General features: G+C 31.6%; 10 protein-coding genes. 7 read left to right on the forward strand and 3 right to left on the reverse strand.

Features of this window, described 5'->3' with window-relative positions; genetic code table 11:
- Positions 1 to 3 precede the first annotated feature (3 nt).
- Both ITB9_RS12430 and ITB9_RS12435 read right to left on the reverse strand, forming a co-directional pair.
- On the reverse strand, positions 4 to 1,635 hold the full coding sequence (locus tag ITB9_RS12430; RefSeq protein ID WP_082396202.1) for a DUF4270 domain-containing protein: 1,632 nt from the start codon (positions 1,633 to 1,635) through the stop codon (positions 4 to 6).
- 29 nt (positions 1,636 to 1,664) lie between these two features.
- Positions 1,665 to 2,474, reverse strand: a complete 810-nt coding sequence (locus tag ITB9_RS12435) for a glycogen/starch synthase (RefSeq protein ID WP_054852487.1) — start codon at positions 2,472 to 2,474, stop codon at positions 1,665 to 1,667.
- Between the two features lie 109 nt (positions 2,475 to 2,583).
- Here ITB9_RS12435 and panC point away from each other — a divergent pair, with 109 nt between their 5' ends.
- From panC to ITB9_RS12465, 6 genes are all read left to right on the forward strand, one after another.
- The gene (gene panC, locus ITB9_RS12440) at positions 2,584 to 3,432 is read left to right on the forward strand and encodes a pantoate--beta-alanine ligase (protein ID WP_054852488.1); all 849 of its coding nucleotides are present in this window, start codon (positions 2,584 to 2,586) and stop codon (positions 3,430 to 3,432) included.
- Between the two features lie 13 nt (positions 3,433 to 3,445).
- The gene (panD, locus tag ITB9_RS12445; RefSeq protein ID WP_028291594.1) at positions 3,446 to 3,796 is read left to right on the forward strand and encodes an aspartate 1-decarboxylase; all 351 of its coding nucleotides are present in this window, start codon (positions 3,446 to 3,448) and stop codon (positions 3,794 to 3,796) included.
- A gap of 36 nt (positions 3,797 to 3,832) precedes the next feature.
- Positions 3,833 to 4,753, forward strand: coding sequence for a lysylphosphatidylglycerol synthase transmembrane domain-containing protein (locus tag ITB9_RS12450; RefSeq protein WP_054852489.1), 921 nt, complete (start codon positions 3,833 to 3,835; stop codon positions 4,751 to 4,753).
- A gap of 36 nt (positions 4,754 to 4,789) precedes the next feature.
- Positions 4,790 to 5,935, forward strand: a complete 1,146-nt coding sequence (locus ITB9_RS12455; RefSeq protein ID WP_054852490.1) for an alpha/beta hydrolase — start codon at positions 4,790 to 4,792, stop codon at positions 5,933 to 5,935.
- Positions 5,936 to 5,938: 3 nt separating this feature from the next.
- Positions 5,939 to 7,303, forward strand: coding sequence for a DNA repair protein RadA (gene radA, locus ITB9_RS12460; protein WP_028607582.1), 1,365 nt, complete (start codon positions 5,939 to 5,941; stop codon positions 7,301 to 7,303).
- 402 nt (positions 7,304 to 7,705) lie between these two features.
- Positions 7,706 to 13,420: a GEVED domain-containing protein gene (locus ITB9_RS12465; protein ID WP_054852491.1), complete on the forward strand. Its 5,715-nt coding sequence runs from the start codon at positions 7,706 to 7,708 to the stop codon at positions 13,418 to 13,420.
- Positions 13,421 to 13,808: 388 nt separating this feature from the next.
- On the opposite strand, the gene ITB9_RS15670 is transcribed toward ITB9_RS12465, so the two are convergent.
- The gene (locus tag ITB9_RS15670) at positions 13,809 to 13,958 is read right to left on the reverse strand and encodes a hypothetical protein (protein ID WP_157243712.1); all 150 of its coding nucleotides are present in this window, start codon (positions 13,956 to 13,958) and stop codon (positions 13,809 to 13,811) included.
- Positions 13,959 to 14,017: 59 nt separating this feature from the next.
- On the opposite strand from ITB9_RS15670, the gene ileS reads away from it, so the two are divergent.
- The gene (ileS, locus tag ITB9_RS12470; RefSeq protein ID WP_054852492.1) at positions 14,018 to 17,422 is read left to right on the forward strand and encodes an isoleucine--tRNA ligase; all 3,405 of its coding nucleotides are present in this window, start codon (positions 14,018 to 14,020) and stop codon (positions 17,420 to 17,422) included.
- Positions 17,423 to 17,424 lie beyond the last annotated feature (2 nt).

Consider the following 17,424-nt stretch of genomic DNA (forward strand, 5'->3'; position numbering starts at 1 on the left):
ATATTAGTTTTTTGGTTCTGTATAATAAATTTCAAAAGTGGCTTTTAGTTCATTAGGAACTGATGCTGTATTACCATGAAGTATAGTTCCTTCAGGAGCTAAAGTAGATCCTCTAGGTATCATGTTTATATCGTCATCATTTGTAGTATTAAATATTTTGGAAGTATTTGTGTAGTTTATGTTTGAAGTTACGAAAAGACCTAATTTGACGTTAGTCGAGTCATTAAGTAATATATCATTTATGTGTTCTGTTAGTCTTATTTTGTATTTTACTCCATTTTCATTTTCATCCCTTTCAAGTTTAGGCGAATATATTAAGTGAGAATTGTAAGAGTCAGAAGAGTTAGAGCTACTATCGAAAAAATGATCTATTATAGGGGCGTTATTGTTTAAATTGTATAATGTTACCCTATCAGGTTCTATACTGCCAGAGTTTTCAGAAGGAAGGTTTACGTAAAAACTCAAAGTCGCTTCATTTATCAACCATTGATTTTCTTTAGCTCTAAAATATTCAAAAGCATCCTGAGTATTGTTGTCTTCGTCTACTATATTTCCGTTAAATAGGTCTATAATTGTCATTGACCCTTCAAAACCTTTTAAGAATAACTCATTGTCACCTGTAGATTCATTACCATCAACAAGGTTAATGTTTGAAGTTAGTGTTTCATAGGTGTTAAATTTATTACTGTTAAAATTAAAAGAGAATGTGTTTCTTACCCGTTCATCCGTTGTACTATCTAGATCTGTTTCATATCGTAAATCTATTTTAGAGGTTGTATTGATATTAAGAAATATCATGTTTCCATCATTATTATCGATTTGTTCAACTTTAAAAATTAAACCTCTAAAAGCATTTTTAAAATTATTCGTACTTGATAAGTTGGGGTTTGTTGATCCGTCTGCTTGAACCAATAGGTCTTTCCATTGGTTTAAACCAAATTCTTGATTAGTCAGGTCTAAGTATAAGCCTGGAGCACGATTATCTTCAAGTTCTTCAAGCTCTGTTTCATCTAGAGGTACTTCTTGAATAGCCACATATTGATCACTTGGTGTAAATCCATCTGTACCACTTTCATATATTAGTTCACCTTCAAAAGCACTTAAGTTTAAATCCGTGTAAGCATTTGAATAGTATGCTTGTGTTTCTTCAAAATCAGATTCTGGATCTAAATCTCTTAAAAAATATTCGTTTTTATAGATTGATAATTTGTAACCGCTGCTTGCATCTCCAAATAAAGAATCTAAAGTATAAGTTGTGTTGCCATCGTCATCACTACCTTCAACCGTAGAAAAGTAAGGAATGTAAAGGTTTACAGATTTAACTTCTAAGTTGTCTCCAAATTCAGGATCTACTTCATTAGGAACTATTTGTGTAACTAATCCAGCTGATGTAAGACCAAAATTAGGATCGTTATATGTACCTAAAACGTAACTAGATAAACCGTTGGTTTGAACTGGACCAACTTTTTTGTTATAGGCTATAAATGGAAACATTTTACTATTTGTAGTAAAGTTTTCTGCACCAGTTATATCACTTTCTATATTTACAAAATCTTTTTCACAAGCTATTAATGTAATAGCAATAGTCATCAATAGCGCTAATGGCTTGATGAAATTTATTATGGATTTTTTCATAGGTAATTCTTGAGTATGGCAATATTGCGTTAATCTAAAACGCTAGTTGTATAAAAATTAGTGTATGCTTCGCTAAATTCATCTTTAGCATGATATCCTAAAACAGGTTTTTCTGAGTTATCTAAGTATTTAGTTAACTCTTCAGGAAGATCTTCTGATCCAACTATTAATGCGTCAGAGCTATCTATAGCTACTTTCATTAAGTTATTATAAGTAGGGTCTTTTAGTAATTTAATTTTGTCTTCTTCGATGTTATCAAACTTAATTTTTTTAACCAAATCAGGATTTAATGTTTTTTCAAAACCACTTTTGTAAATAGAAGTTACAATTTTACTTTCGTTAAATAAAGGTTCGTCTTTATAAAATTGTTTTAGATATAAAGGTAATAAAGAAGCTAGCCATCCATGAACATGAATAATATCTGGAGACCAATTTAGTTTCTTTACTGTTTCAATAACTCCTTTTGCAAAAAAGATAGCGCGTTCATCATTATCTTCAAAAAGATTTCCGTCTTCATCTGTTAAAGTTGCTTTTCTTTTGAAGTATTCGTCATTATCTATAAAGTAAACTTGTATACGCTCTTTAGGTATAGAGGCTACTTTTATAATTAATGGCATGTCTAAATCGTTAACGACAAGATTTATTCCAGACAATCTAATCACTTCATGTAATTGATGTCTTCTTTCGTTGATATTTCCATATCGTGGCATAAATATTCTTATTTGTCCACCTTGTTGGTTAACCATTCTAGGTGTCTCAAATGACATTGAAGAAATTTCTGTTTCTGGTAAGTAAGGCACCACTTCAGATGATACGTATAATATCCTCTTATCTTTCATATATTGTTTAGCTTTTCCGAATTATCAATAAAAAACACGCAAAAGTACAAAATTTTATGCTAATTGTTACTAAAATATTAAGTTTGCAATAGTTAATTAAATATTAATAATGCTTGTATTTACTAATAAAAACAAAATAAACGATCATATTTCTGCTTTAAAGCAGGCTAGCAAAATGATAGGATTTGTGCCTACAATGGGTGCTTTACACCAAGGTCATTTATCTTTAATAAAAGAAGGTTTGTCTAATAATGACATTATGGTTGTTAGTATTTTTGTTAATCCTACACAATTTGACAATGCTGAGGATTTAAAAAAATACCCACGTACTTTGGACGATGATGTTGCACTTTTAAAAACCTTATCTAACGATATTCTGGTCTATGCGCCAAGTGTTGAAGATATTTATCAAAACAATGTTAAAGCACAAAATTTTAGTTTTGACGGATTAGAATTTGAAATGGAAGGACGTTTTAGACAAGGGCATTTTGATGGTGTTGGAACTATTGTTAAGCGCTTGTTTGAAATTGTTATACCTGACAACGCTTATTTTGGTGAAAAAGATTTTCAGCAACTAACAATAATTAAAAAGTTAGTAGATAAGTATGATGTTCCTGTAAATATTGTAGGCTGTAAAATACACAGAGAAGCCAACGGTCTAGCTATGAGTTCAAGAAATGTGCGTTTAAAACCAGAATATAAAACAGCTGCTCCATTTATTTATAAAACTTTACAGCATGCCAAAACTAAGTTTGGCACAAAAAGTGCAGATTATGTTACACAATGGGTTGAAAACCAGTTTGCAGATCATGATTTATTAAAATTAGAATATTTTATAATTGCAGACGTTGACACATTAAAAACAGTTACAAAAAAACATAAATCTAAAACTTACAGAGCGTTTATTGCAGTTTATGCTGACGATATAAGATTAATTGACAATATCGCTTTAAATTAATTATCTTTGCCCTATGCAAATACAAGTAGTAAAATCAAAAATTCACAGAGTTAAAGTAACAGGTGCTGATTTAAATTATATTGGTAGTATAACTATTGATGAAGATTTAATGGATGCAGCAAATATTGTTCAAGGTGAAAAAGTGCAAATTGTAAACAATAACAATGGTGCACGTTTAGAGACTTATGCCATTCCTGGTCCAAGAAATAGCGGAGAAATAACTTTAAATGGTGCAGCGTCAAGATTAGTTGCTAAAGACGACATCTTGATACTAATAACATATGCTTTTATGGATATTGAAGAGGCAAAAGTGTTTAAGCCTTCATTAGTTTTTCCAAACGAAGCAAATAATTTACTTAAGTAAGTGTCAAAAAAAACATTTATAAAAATATTAAAAATCATGCTCCCAATTTTATTGGGAGTTTTTTTAATATATTACTCATTGTCAAAATTATCTTTTGAAGAGTTATTGCAGTATGCAAAAAATGCGGATTACAAATATGTTTTTTTAGGTTTAGTTTTTGGTCTGCTAAGTCATTTGTCAAGAGCCTATCGTTGGGTGTTTATGTTAGAGCCATTAGGCTATAAAATAAAATTAGGTAACAGTATAATGGCAGTATTTTCTACATACTTGATTAATTATACCATTCCAAGAGCAGGTGAAGTGGCAAGAGCAACTATTCTTAAAAATTATGAAAATGTTCCTTTTGAAAAAGGATTTGGGACTATCGTGGCAGAGCGTATTGCAGATATGGTAGTCATGTTAATTATTATAGCAGTTACCTTAAGCCTTCAGTTTGATTTTATCTTTAATTTTTTAACTCAAAAATTCAATTTAACTAAAATTATTATTGCAGGTATTGCTTTAGTTGTTTTAGCTTTAATGTTTGTTTTTTTGATAAAAAGAAGTACTAGTGTTATTGCATTAAAAATAAAAGGCTTCGTTAACGGGTTAATTGAAGGTGTACTTAGTATTTTTAAAATGAAAAAAAAGTGGGCGTTTATTTTTCATACCCTGTTTATATGGTCTATGTATATGCTAATGTTTTACGTCACAACTTTAGCTTTTAAAGATTTAAACACATTGCCTTTTGCAGCTATATTAGTCGCTTTTATTTTAGCTACTTTTAGTATTGCAGCTACAAATGGAGGTATAGGCTCTTATCCAGAAGCTATCGTTATAGCATTTACTTTATTTAGTCTTCCAGAAGATCCAAGTCGTGCATTTGGATGGATAATGTGGACCTCACAAACATTATTGGTGTTTGTCTTTGGAGGTCTATCTTTATTATACCTTCCGTTTTTTAATCAAAACAAATAATTTGTAACTTAGACCCAAATTTAAATCGTAATTATCATGAAACGTATTTTATTGTTGTTAACAACCTGTTTTGTAATGTCTAATAGTATGGCTCAAACCATATACAAAGAAATGGCTTCAGAAAAGTTAGGCGAAACTAGGCAGATAAAAATTCAGTTACCACGAAATTATGATACTTCGGATAAAAATTATCCTGTGATTTACGTTTTTGATGCAGATTATTTATTCGAACCAGTTGCTGGAAATGTTGATTATTATAGCTATTGGGAAGATATTCCGGAAGCAATTGTAATTGGTGTAAATCAATATGATTTAAGAGAAAACGATGTGTATTTTAATCCACTAACTTCATTGCCAGTAGAAACTGGAGCAGAGTTTTTTGAGTTTGTTAGCATGGAATTGGTTCCGTTTGTAAATAAAACATTCAGAACAGAAAAATTTAAAGTAGCGGTTGGACATGGTAAAACCGCCAATTTTATTAACTACTTTTTATTAAAAGAAGTACCATTATTTCATTCTTATATAGTTTTAAGTCCAGATTTAGCTCCTGAAATGCCTAATTTTTTAACCGAAGTTTTTCCTAAATTAGAGCAAAAAACATTTTATTATTTAGCAACAACAAATAACGATTCAAAAGGGATTCAGGCTAAAACCGAAGCGTTAGCAAACAGTTTAAAAGCCATAGAAAATAATAATGTATTAAAAACCTTTGATACTTTTGATGGGCCATCACATTACTCAATGCCAGCTCACGCAATACCAAAAGCTTTAGAAAGTATATTTTTAGTGTTTCAGCCAATAAGTAAAAAAGAATACAAAGAAACTATTCTTAAATTAGATACCAATCCAGTAGATTATTTGACTGAAAAATATCAAATGATTGAAGATTTATTTGGAATTGAAAAAACTATTTTAATAAACGATTTTAAAGCAATTGAAGCTGCTATTAAAAAGCACGAAAAATGGGAGTTTTTTGAAGATTTAGGTAAACTAGCTAGAAAAGAATACCCAGATACTTTATTAGGAAATTATTATTTAGGACGTTTTTATGAAGAAACAGGATCGCCTAAAAAAGCAATGAAAACCTATCAGTCTGCTTATGTCTTAGCCGAAATTGGAGGAATTACAAAAGATCAGGTCTTAGAGTTGTCAGAACAGATCAAAGCAGACTTTGGATATTAATACATGGCTAAAGTAAAAACCACTTTTTTTTGTCAAAACTGCGGGACGCAATATGCCAAATGGCAAGGTCAATGTAATGCTTGTAAAGAATGGAACACCATTGTAGAAGAAGTAGTTCAAAAACCTGAAAAAAGCGACTGGAAAACACCAAGTAGTAAAACAAATAAACGCGTTTCAAAACCATTAAGAGTTAACGAGATTGATGCTTCTAAAGAGGCTAGATTAAATAGTTTGGATAATGAGTTTAATCGTGTACTTGGAGGAGGTATTGTACCAGGATCTTTAACACTTCTTGGAGGTGAACCCGGAATTGGTAAAAGTACTTTGTTGCTTCAAATTTCTTTAAAACTGCCTTACAAAACATTATATGTTTCTGGAGAAGAAAGTCAAAAACAGATTAAAATGCGTGCAGAACGTATAAACCCTGTTAATGACACATGTTATATTTTAACAGAAACAAAAACACAAAATATTTTTAAGCAAATAGAAAGTTTAGAACCTGATATTGTTATCATTGATTCTATTCAAACTCTTCATTCTGATTATATAGAGTCTTCAAGCGGAAGCATTTCTCAAATAAAAGAATGTACTACAGAGCTTATAAAGTTTGCTAAAGAAACTAACACACCTGTTATATTAATTGGTCATATTACAAAAGATGGTAATATTGCTGGGCCAAAAATATTAGAGCATATGGTGGATACAGTGCTTCATTTTGAAGGTGATCGTAACCATGTATTTAGAATTTTAAGAGCTCAAAAAAATCGTTTTGGATCTACTCATGAATTAGGTATATATGAAATGCAAGGTTCTGGATTAAGAGAGGTGTCTAATCCTAGCGAAATTTTAATATCTAAAAAAGACGAAGCTTTATCTGGTAATGCAATTGCTGCTACGCTAGAAGGTGTCAGACCATTAATGATAGAGGTGCAAGCCTTAGTTAGTACTGCGGTTTATGGCACACCACAACGTAGTGCCACTGGTTTTAATGCCAAGCGATTAAATATGTTGTTGGCAGTTTTAGAAAAACGTGCAGGATTTAGACTTGGAGCTAAAGATGTTTTTTTAAATATTACAGGAGGTATAAATGTTGACGATCCTGCAATAGATTTAGCTGTAGTTGCAGCTATTTTATCATCAAATGAAGACGAAGCACTGCAATCTGATTTTTGTTTTGCTGCAGAAGTTGGATTGTCTGGAGAAATTCGTCCTGTACAACGTGTTGAACAACGAATTTTAGAAGCCGAAAAATTGGGCTTCTCAACTATTTTTGTTTCTAAATACAATAAAATATCTTTAAAAGATACAGCGATCAAAATTCAATTAATCTCAAAAATTGAAGATTTAGTAGACTTAATTATAATCTAACTAATTGATTGCTTAACGTTAAGGTGCTTATATTAAATAATATAAACTTTTCACAAGTGTCCGTACAACGAGATTAATATACATTTTATCGAACAATTATGTTTTTTTAAAACTAGCAGAGCATCTTTGTCGTAGATATATTGCTTTTATACTAAAAACTGTCCCTCATAGCTTTTATAAAAAGTTTAAATATTAATAATTAATGTATTATGGTAAGCTTAAAGTTATGGGGTTTAAATTCCTTATTTCAAAAAAATATTTTCAAAACACCTTTTTTTAGCCGATTTAAATGTATTTCATCGGTTTTCATTTGTTGCTTTACCTTCAGAAGCTTTAAACATAAGATATAATTTATTTTTGTAAAATACTCATTTTCAATACTCTCCCTTTAAAATTTTTATTATGGAATTACAGGTTAACAAATTTCACATAAAGTACGTATTAGTAGTTTTGTTGTTGCTAGCTTTTACGAAAAGTCTCGCACAATGTAATTACGATATTAATAACTTAGGAGGTAACGATCTTGTTGATTGGAATGGTCATTATATCTCAAATGTAACATTAGCTGGAGATAATAGTTCAGTTATTAATAATACTAATAATACTACTAGATATACAGATTATACAACTCAATCTATAGATGTTACAGCTGGTGATACATATAATTTCTCCATTAATAATTATAAAGGAGGAAATACTTGGGGTGATGTGCAAATTAGAATTTGGATAGATTATAATAATAATGGTAATTATACTCAAGTTTTTAGTAATAATTTTGGGCAAAATAACAACAATACACATCAGGTAACCGGTAGTTTTGTAATAGCAGCTAGTGCAAGCACTGGTATTGCTAAATTAAGAATACAGGCTGCATATTGTACAACTTGTGGTGGTAATGGAGCTGTTTTATCTGCTAATGGTTGTGATTTTACTAATACATACAGAGGAGATGTAGAGGATTATACTTTAAATATTACACAAGTATCAACAACTCCCGTAGTGCAAAATGATGCTTTATCTGTTGAAGAAAATAGCACTGCAGGAGTCAATAATCAAGTTGATGTAGGTTCAAATGATTATGTAGGTACTTTAGGAGGAGACGCGGATGATTATAGTTTAATGACAGGAGCTTCAAATGGTATTGTAACAGAAACTGGAACCGATGGTGTGTTTCAATATTTGCCTAACGCTAATTTCTCAGGTACAGATAGTTTTACTTATCAATTATGTAACCAATTTGGAACTTGTGATTCAGGAACAGTAAATATTACTGTAAATGCAGCTGCTCCTATTGTTTATTGTAATCCAAATAGGGTTGAAAATTGGAATACTTATTACATAACTAACGTTAGTTTTCAAGGTATTGATAATTCTTCTACTGGAACAGGAGGCGGTACTCAAGATTATACATCCGAGAGTGCTTATGTAACTGAAGGTTCAACTGTAGCAGGTGCTGTGTCCGTAAATGTTAGTGGAAACTCTAATGATGAAAAGGTGTTTGTTTGGGTTGACTTTAATCATAATGGTCAATTTGATGATGCTGGTGAAGAATTTGAGTTTGATGTTTTTGGAAATGGAAATATAACAGTACCAATTAGTATTGATGTTCCTTCTGGATTGTATTTTGGTGATACTAGAATGAGAGTATTAGTAGTTAGTGATGTTAGAACCAGTTTTAGTTCTTGCGATATTAATTATGCCTCAGGTGAATTTGAGGATTATACCATAAATATTCAAAATAACCTTACAGAACAAGAAATAGTAGTGTCTGGAAATGGTGTAAATATTATTTCTGGCACAACCACTACTACAACTGATAATTTCACTTATTTTGGTGTCTATGATATCAATTCAGGAGCAACAACTAGAACTTTTGATATTCAGAATACAGGTGTTGCAGATTTAATTTTACAAGCTCCTTATGTGAGTGTTGTTGGTTCTGTTGAGTTTACTGTTGGTAGTCAGCCATCATTAACAACATTAATGCCTGGAGAGTCTACTTCTTTTACAATCGCTTTTAATCCAGATTCAATAGCTTCATATACAGCAGAAGTTTCAGTTTTATCAAATGATGTTGATGAAAACCCTTTTACATTTACTGTTCAAGGTGAAGGCGCACAAACATTTCCTGATACTGATGGTGATGGTGTTCCTGATAACGTAGATATAGATGATGATAATGATGGTTTATCCGATTCATATGAATCTATATCATGTAATAGCTCTTCTAATGTTACAACTACAGATCTTATATTTTTAAATGAAACTTTTGGCGCAGGTACAAACCGCATTCAGATTAATGGGAATTACGCAGGAGTAAGTACTACTTATTGTTATGAGGATGGTTCAGGATCATGTCCAGCTACTTATAACCCAACAAGTGTAAATGATGGAGATTACACAGTACATCATACAGTAACAAATAATAATGGAATCACAGAGGGTATAGATGTTGACGTTTCTAATTGGGCTGAAGATTTTTGGTATGCAGGTGATGATCATACTATAGGTGATGTTAATGGTAGAATGGCTATTTTTAATGCAGCTGAAGATCCAGGTGTTTTTTACAGTCAAGATATTTCTGGTGTTACTGTAGGTGTTCCAATTCAATTTGGATTTTATGCTATTAATTTAGATAGGATAGACGCTCCTTCAGTTAATACTAGAAATAAGCCAGAAGTAACGATTGCTATATATGATACTTCGGGTAATTTATTAGCTACAGAGTCTTCAGGTCTTATTGATCCTACAACACCTGCAGGTGATTGGGTAGAGGTTTCTGCAAGTTTTACCAGTCCTGTTTCTCAATTTACAGTGGTTTTAACAAATTCTCAATTAGGAGGTCAGGGTAATGATTTAGCAATTGATGATATTTTTGTTAAGCAAACACTTTGTGATTTAGATGGAGATGGTGTTGCAGATCTTATCGACTTAGATAATGATAATGATGGGATACCAAATGTAGTAGAATTAGGTTACATAGATGATAATTTAGACGCTACAGTATTTAATGATACAACAAATCCATGGATAGATGCTAACGGAAATGGGATGCATGATGCTTATGAAGGATTAACACCTTTAGATAGTGACGGAGACGGAATACCTAATCACATAGATTTGGATAGTGATAATGACGGAGTTTTTGATAGTGTTGAATATAATGGACAAGGAGATGTTGATGTAAATGGAGATGGTGTCGGAGATGGATCAGATTATCAAGATACGGTAATAAATAATACACAAGATAATCAAGATGGAGATGGTTTATTACCTATTGTTGATAATAATGACAATGATGTAGATGGTGCTTTTGATTCAGATCATGGTACATTTAGTTATGATATTCCTTTAGATTCTGATGGTGATGGTATACCTAATTACTTAGACATAGATAGTAATGATGCTAGTAACGATACTTCAAATGGAAGTGATATCAGTTATAGTATATATGCGAGCTTAGATACTAATAATGATGGTATAATTGACGGTAATTCAGATGTTGATAATGATGGGTTATTAGATGCTTTTGATACTAATAATAGTGTTTATGGTTCTCCTTTAGATTTAAATGATTCATTTAGTTTGTTTTTTGACGGACGTAATGATTATGTAGAAGATAATAATGTTATTTCAAGTGGAAATGCTTCAATTATGGCTTGGATTAAGTCTGAAGGAGATAATACGTTAAATAATAATAGAGTTGTTGCTGGGCAAAGTAATTTTTACTTAATTGTTAATGATGCAGATAACTCTGTTTCTGTTGTGTTAAATGGAGGTGTAGTATTGACATCTTCAGATATTGTAACAAATAATATTTGGGTGCATTTGTCAGCTACTACAAACGGGTCTGAAACAATTTTATACGTAAATGGTGAAGCTCAAGGAGCACCATTAGGTTCTGGAGGTGTTAATTCTGATGCTTCAAATTTTACTATCGGGAAATTATCTAATGTTGATGGTAATTATTTCCATGGAGAAATTGATGAGGTTAGAGTGTTTAATATTGCATTAACTGAAGAAGAAGTACAGCGTACGGTTTATCAAGAGTTAGACGAAAATCAAAGTTTTAATCAAGGAAAAATAATTCCTAAAGATATATCAACAAATGCTATTGGGTCTAATTTAGTGCGTTATTATAAAATGGATAGTTATAAAGATGATATAACTGATAATAAAGTAACACCAACAATAGATCAAGTTACAGGAGCTAAATTATATAATATCAAAGATATTTATTTTCAAACGGCTCCTTTACCTTACAAAACCATTCAGGATGGACCTTGGACAACAAGTTCAAATTGGCAATATGGTAATGTTTGGGATATAGATATTGTGGCTAATAATAAAGACTGGAGTATTGTAGAAATTAATAATAATATTTCAACAACTGCATCACATACTAATTTAGGTTTAGTAATTCAATCCAATAAAACGCTAAGCTTGTCAGGAGATAATTTTGTGGATAACTCATGGTATTTAGAGTTAAACGGAACATTAGATTTACCAAGTGATTCACAATTAATTCAATCTATAACTAGTGATTTAGTAACAGGATCACAAGGAAAGATTTTAAGAAGACAAGAAGGGTACGCTAATAAATACAGATATAATTATTGGGGAACACCAGTAGGTGCTTTAGGAGCAACTTCCATTGTAGATAATAATACAACAACAACTAACCCTAATAACACTCCTTTTAATTTAGATATGTTAAAAGATGGTTCTGGAATAGCAATACCGTTTACCACAAGTTATGATCAAGTAGGTAGTTTAAGTACGTATTGGACATATACTTATCAAAATGGGTTTTCATATTATAATTGGTTAAACATCAGCGAAACAGATGACATACCAACAGGATTTGGTTATATTCATAAAGGTGTTGGAGTCGGTACTGCAGATTTTCAATATTTATTTGAAGGAAAGCCAAATAACGGAACGGTTGTAATCAGTGCTACAGACTCAGGAGGACCAGGTTCGATAGGAGGATCAACAAGAACAACTTCAGTATTAGGTAATCCTTATCCTTCAGCAATAAGTGTAGCATCATTTATTGCAGATAATAGTGCTGTTATTAGTGGCGAAGTTTATTTATGGGAACAATGGGCTGGAGATACGCATGTTTTAAATCAATATCAAGGAGGTTACGCAACAGTAAATAATCTTGCAGGTGTTAAAGCATATCAATTTATCGGTTTAAATGGAGATTCAACTGAAAGTGGTGGTGGAGCTGCTGAAGGAACAAAAACACCAACAACATTTTTACCAGTAGCTCAAGGTTTTGTGGTAGAAATTGTTAACGATGGTGATGTTAAGTTTTTAAATTCGCAACGTGTATTTAAAACCGAAGCAGCTAATGAAACGGTCTTTTTTAGACAATCTCAAAATACTGACATAAATACAACATCATCGACTACGTCAGAAGATATCATCAAAAAAATGAGACTTCAATTAACTACTGCTGATGGTTTAGGAAGAGAAATTGTAATGGGTTTTAGTAATATTACACAGGATGATTTTGATTACGGATACGATGCAAAAGCATATGAAACTTTTAGTAATGATTTATTAATGGTTTTAGAGACACATAAAATGGTACTTCAAGCTTATTCGGATATAACACCAGATAAGGTAGTGGATTTGAATTTTATAGCAGATGGTAATGGCGTTTATAATATTAAAGCAACAGAGTTTGTAGATTTTCCATCAGATCAACCAGTATTTTTATTAGACAATTTTACAGGAACCTATTTTGACTTGTCACAAGATCAAGGATATGATTTTACATCTCAACAAGGAGAATTTTCAGATAGATTTGATATTGTGTTTCAGCAAGCCGAAACCTTAAGTAACGATCACTTTAATATTAGTGATAATGCAATTATTTATTTCAGTTCTAATGAAGATAAGTTGTTTGTAAAACAATTAAATCAAGATCTTAAGAGCTTAACTGTTTTTAATTCATTAGGACAAAAAATACTTCAGCTACAAGACGTAAAAGCTGCGGATTTACAAAATGGTATTAGATTAAATAATACTAGTACAGGTATGTATGTTATAGTTTTAAAAACTGATGATGATACTGTAGTAAACAAGAAAATTATAATTGAATAATCACCCCATTAAATTTCAAATTACTTTAAATGAAAATATACAGTGGTTTTCAGGGTTTTAGTATAGTTGCTAATAGTAAGTTACTATTAGATAATTTTAAAGGTAACTTGTCAAATATAGTACTAAATTGAAAGGTTTTAAATTTGAACATTAATATCTTTAGATATTAACAATTAAGCTGTTTTTCAGATATTATAATCAAGTACTAATTATACAACACAAGTAAGTGTTATTTGTCAATCTTATTGTGCGTCTAATAGTCATAAAGCTCATGTTCAATAAATTGAGAATGTCATATTCACTAATAACACTTCAGGAAACAAAGCTTATTCTGATTTTACAAACATAGCTTTAGTAGCATTAAATACAGATCAAAATAGTTTGACATTTAATCAATTAAGTCAGTTAAATAATGGTGTGTATTTGTTTCAATATTAGAAGGTAATAAAACAATAGCGTCTAAAAAATTAATGAAAATATAATTACAATACTTTTTAAAGCTCCAATACATTAGTGTTTGAGCTTTTTTTATGCTCAAAAAACAGAGTTTTAAACAGAATTCATTAATTTCGCGAGTCTATAACGAAATTTGAAAAAATGAGCACAGGATTCACTGAATATAAAGGACTTAACTTACCAAACGTAGCAGAAGAAATTCTTAAATATTGGAAAGACAATAACATCTTTGAAAAAAGTGTAACAACTCGTGAAGACGCAGAACCTTTCGTGTTTTTTGAAGGACCGCCTTCAGCTAACGGTTTACCAGGTGTACATCACGTTTTAGCACGCGCTATAAAAGATATTTTTCCGCGTTACAAAACCATGAAAGGTTTTCAAGTTAAGCGTAAAGCAGGTTGGGATACGCATGGATTACCAATAGAGCTTGGTGTAGAAAAAGAACTAGGTATTACCAAAGAAGATATAGGTAAAACAATTTCGGTAGAGGATTATAATGCAGCTTGTCGTAAAGCAGTAATGCGTTACACAGATGTATGGAATGACCTGACTCAAAAAATGGGATATTGGGTAGATATGGATGATCCATATGTAACCTATGAGCCTAAATACATGGAAACTGTTTGGTGGCTTTTAAAGCAAATTTACTCTAAAAAGCTAATGTACAAAGGGTATACTATTCAACCGTATTCTCCAAAAGCTGGTACAGGGTTAAGCTCACATGAGGTTAATCAACCAGGTGCATACCAAGACGTAACAGATACTACAGTAGTTGCTCAGTTTAAAGCAATTGAAAACACATTGCCAGATTTTTTACAAAACGAAGGTGATATTCATTTTATAGCTTGGACAACAACACCTTGGACTTTACCAAGTAATACAGCATTAACAGTTGGTCCTAAAATTGACTATGTTTTAGTCGAAACTTATAATCAATACACATTTAAACCAATCAATGTTGTTTTAGCTAAAGCGCTAGTTAATAAGCAATTTGATGGGAAATTTGATAAAGTAGAAACTAAACCACAATTATTAGAGTATAAAGATGGTGATAAAAAAATACCATACTACGTTGTAAAAGAATTTAAAGGTAACGACCTAGTTGGTATTAAATACGAACAATTATTACAATACGCATTACCAAATGACAATCCTCAAGATGCATTTAGGGTAATTGCTGGTGATTTTGTTACTACTGAAGATGGTACAGGTATAGTGCACACAGCTCCAACATTTGGTGCAGATGATGCTTTGGTTTCTAAGCAATCTACTCCAGAAATCCCTCCATTATTGGTAAAAGACGATAATGGTAATTTAGTGCCTTTAGTTGATTTACAAGGTAAGTTTAGACCAGAAATGGGTGAATTTGGTGGTAAATACGTCAAAAACGAATATTATACTGATGGCGAAGCTCCAGAACGCTCAATAGATGTTGAGTTAGCGATTAAGTTAAAAGAAGAAAATAAAGCATTTAAGGTTGAAAAATATAAACACAGCTATCCACATTGCTGGCGTACAGATAAGCCAATTTTATACTATCCATTAGATTCTTGGTTTATTAAAGTGACTGATGTTAAAGATAAAATGGTGGCTAATAATGACACCATTAACTGGAAACCTAAATCTACAGGTACAGGTCGTTTTGGTAACTGGCTAGCAAACGCTAATGACTGGAACTTATCAAGATCTAGATATTGGGGAATTCCATTACCTATCTGGAGAACAGAAGATGGAAAAGAAGAAATATGTGTAGGATCTGTTGAAGAGCTTAAAGCCGAAATGCAAAAAGCAGTTTCAGCAGGCGTTTTAGCTAAAGATATTTTTGAAGACTTTGAAGTTGGTAATAATTCTGAAGAAAACTATGCAAAGTTAGATTTACATAAAAATATTGTTGATGATATTGTATTAGTCTCTCCAAATGGACAACCAATGCATCGTGAAAGTGACTTAATTGACGTATGGTTTGATTCTGGATCAATGCCTTATGCACAATGGCACTATCCATTTGAAAATAAAGATAAAATTGATGATAATAAAGCCTTTCCTGCAGATTTTATAGCAGAAGGTGTAGACCAAACTAGAGGTTGGTTTTATACATTACACGCTATAGCAACTATGGTATTTGACTCGGTTGCCTATAAAAATGTAGTGTCAAACGGATTAGTACTAGATAAAAACGGACAAAAAATGTCTAAGCGTTTAGGTAACGCTACAGATCCTTTTGAAACTTTAGAAACTTATGGGCCAGATGCAACACGTTGGTACATGATTGCCAATGCCAATCCATGGGATAACTTAAAATTTGATTTAGAAGGTATTGAAGAAGTAAAACGTAAGTTTTTCGGGACATTATATAACACGTATTCATTCTTCAGCTTATACACAAATTTAGATAAATTTACATACGCTGAAGCGGAAATTCCACTGGCTGATCGACCAGAATTAGACCGTTGGATTTTATCAGAGTTACATACGTTAATCCAAAAAGTAGATGAGTATTATGCCGAATACGAGCCTACTAAAGCAGCACGTGCTATTTCAGATTTTACACAAGATTATTTAAGTAATTGGTTTGTAAGGTTAAGCAGAAGACGTTTCTGGAAAGGCGACTATCAGATAGATAAGATCTCAGCTTACCAAACATTATACACTTGTTTGTTGACCATTGCAAAATTAGGTGCTCCAATTGCTCCATTTTTCATGGATAAACTTTACATAGACTTAACAAAAACAACACAATCAGAAGCATTTGAGAGTGTACATTTGGCTGAGTTTCCAAAATATGATGAAACTATTGTAGATAAGTCACTGGAACGTAAGATGGAGAATGCGCAAACAATATCTTCATTAGTATTATCGTTAAGAGCTAAAGAAAAAATAAAAGTACGTCAGCCTTTGCAGAAAATTATGATACCTGTGGAGTCAGAACAACAAAAAGAAGAAATTTTAGCAGTATCAGACCTTATTAAGCACGAGGTTAATATTAAAGAAATTGAATTGCTAGCTGATGCATCAGATATATTAGTAAAACAAATTAAACCTAATTTTAAAGCATTAGGACCACGTTTTGGTAAAGACATGAAAGTTATAGCAGGAGCCATAAATAAAATGACTGCTGAAGACATCAAAATTGTTGAACAAAAAGGAGAGATAGATGTCGATTGTAACGGAAAAAGTATTACATTACAACGTGATGATGTAGAAATTACATCTCAAGATATTGAAGGATGGTTAGTTGCAAACGAAGGTAATGTTACGGTTGCTTTAGATGTGACTATAAGTCCAGAATTAAAAGAAGAAGGTATTGCTAGAGAGCTAGTAAACCGTATTCAAAACTTGCGTAAAGATTCAGGATTTGAAGTAACCGATAGGATTACGGTACAGCTTCAAGAAGACCAAAATATTGTGCAAGCAGTACAAGCTAATTTAGATTATATTAAGGCAGAAACCTTAACGGATGATTTAAAAATTATTAATCAATTAAATAGTGGTATAGAAATTGCTTTTGATGATGTAAATACCAAATTATTTATTCAAAAAAACTAAAA

This window comes from Olleya sp. ITB9 (assembly GCF_001315805.1).
Classification (GTDB): domain Bacteria; phylum Bacteroidota; class Bacteroidia; order Flavobacteriales; family Flavobacteriaceae; genus Olleya; species Olleya sediminilitoris.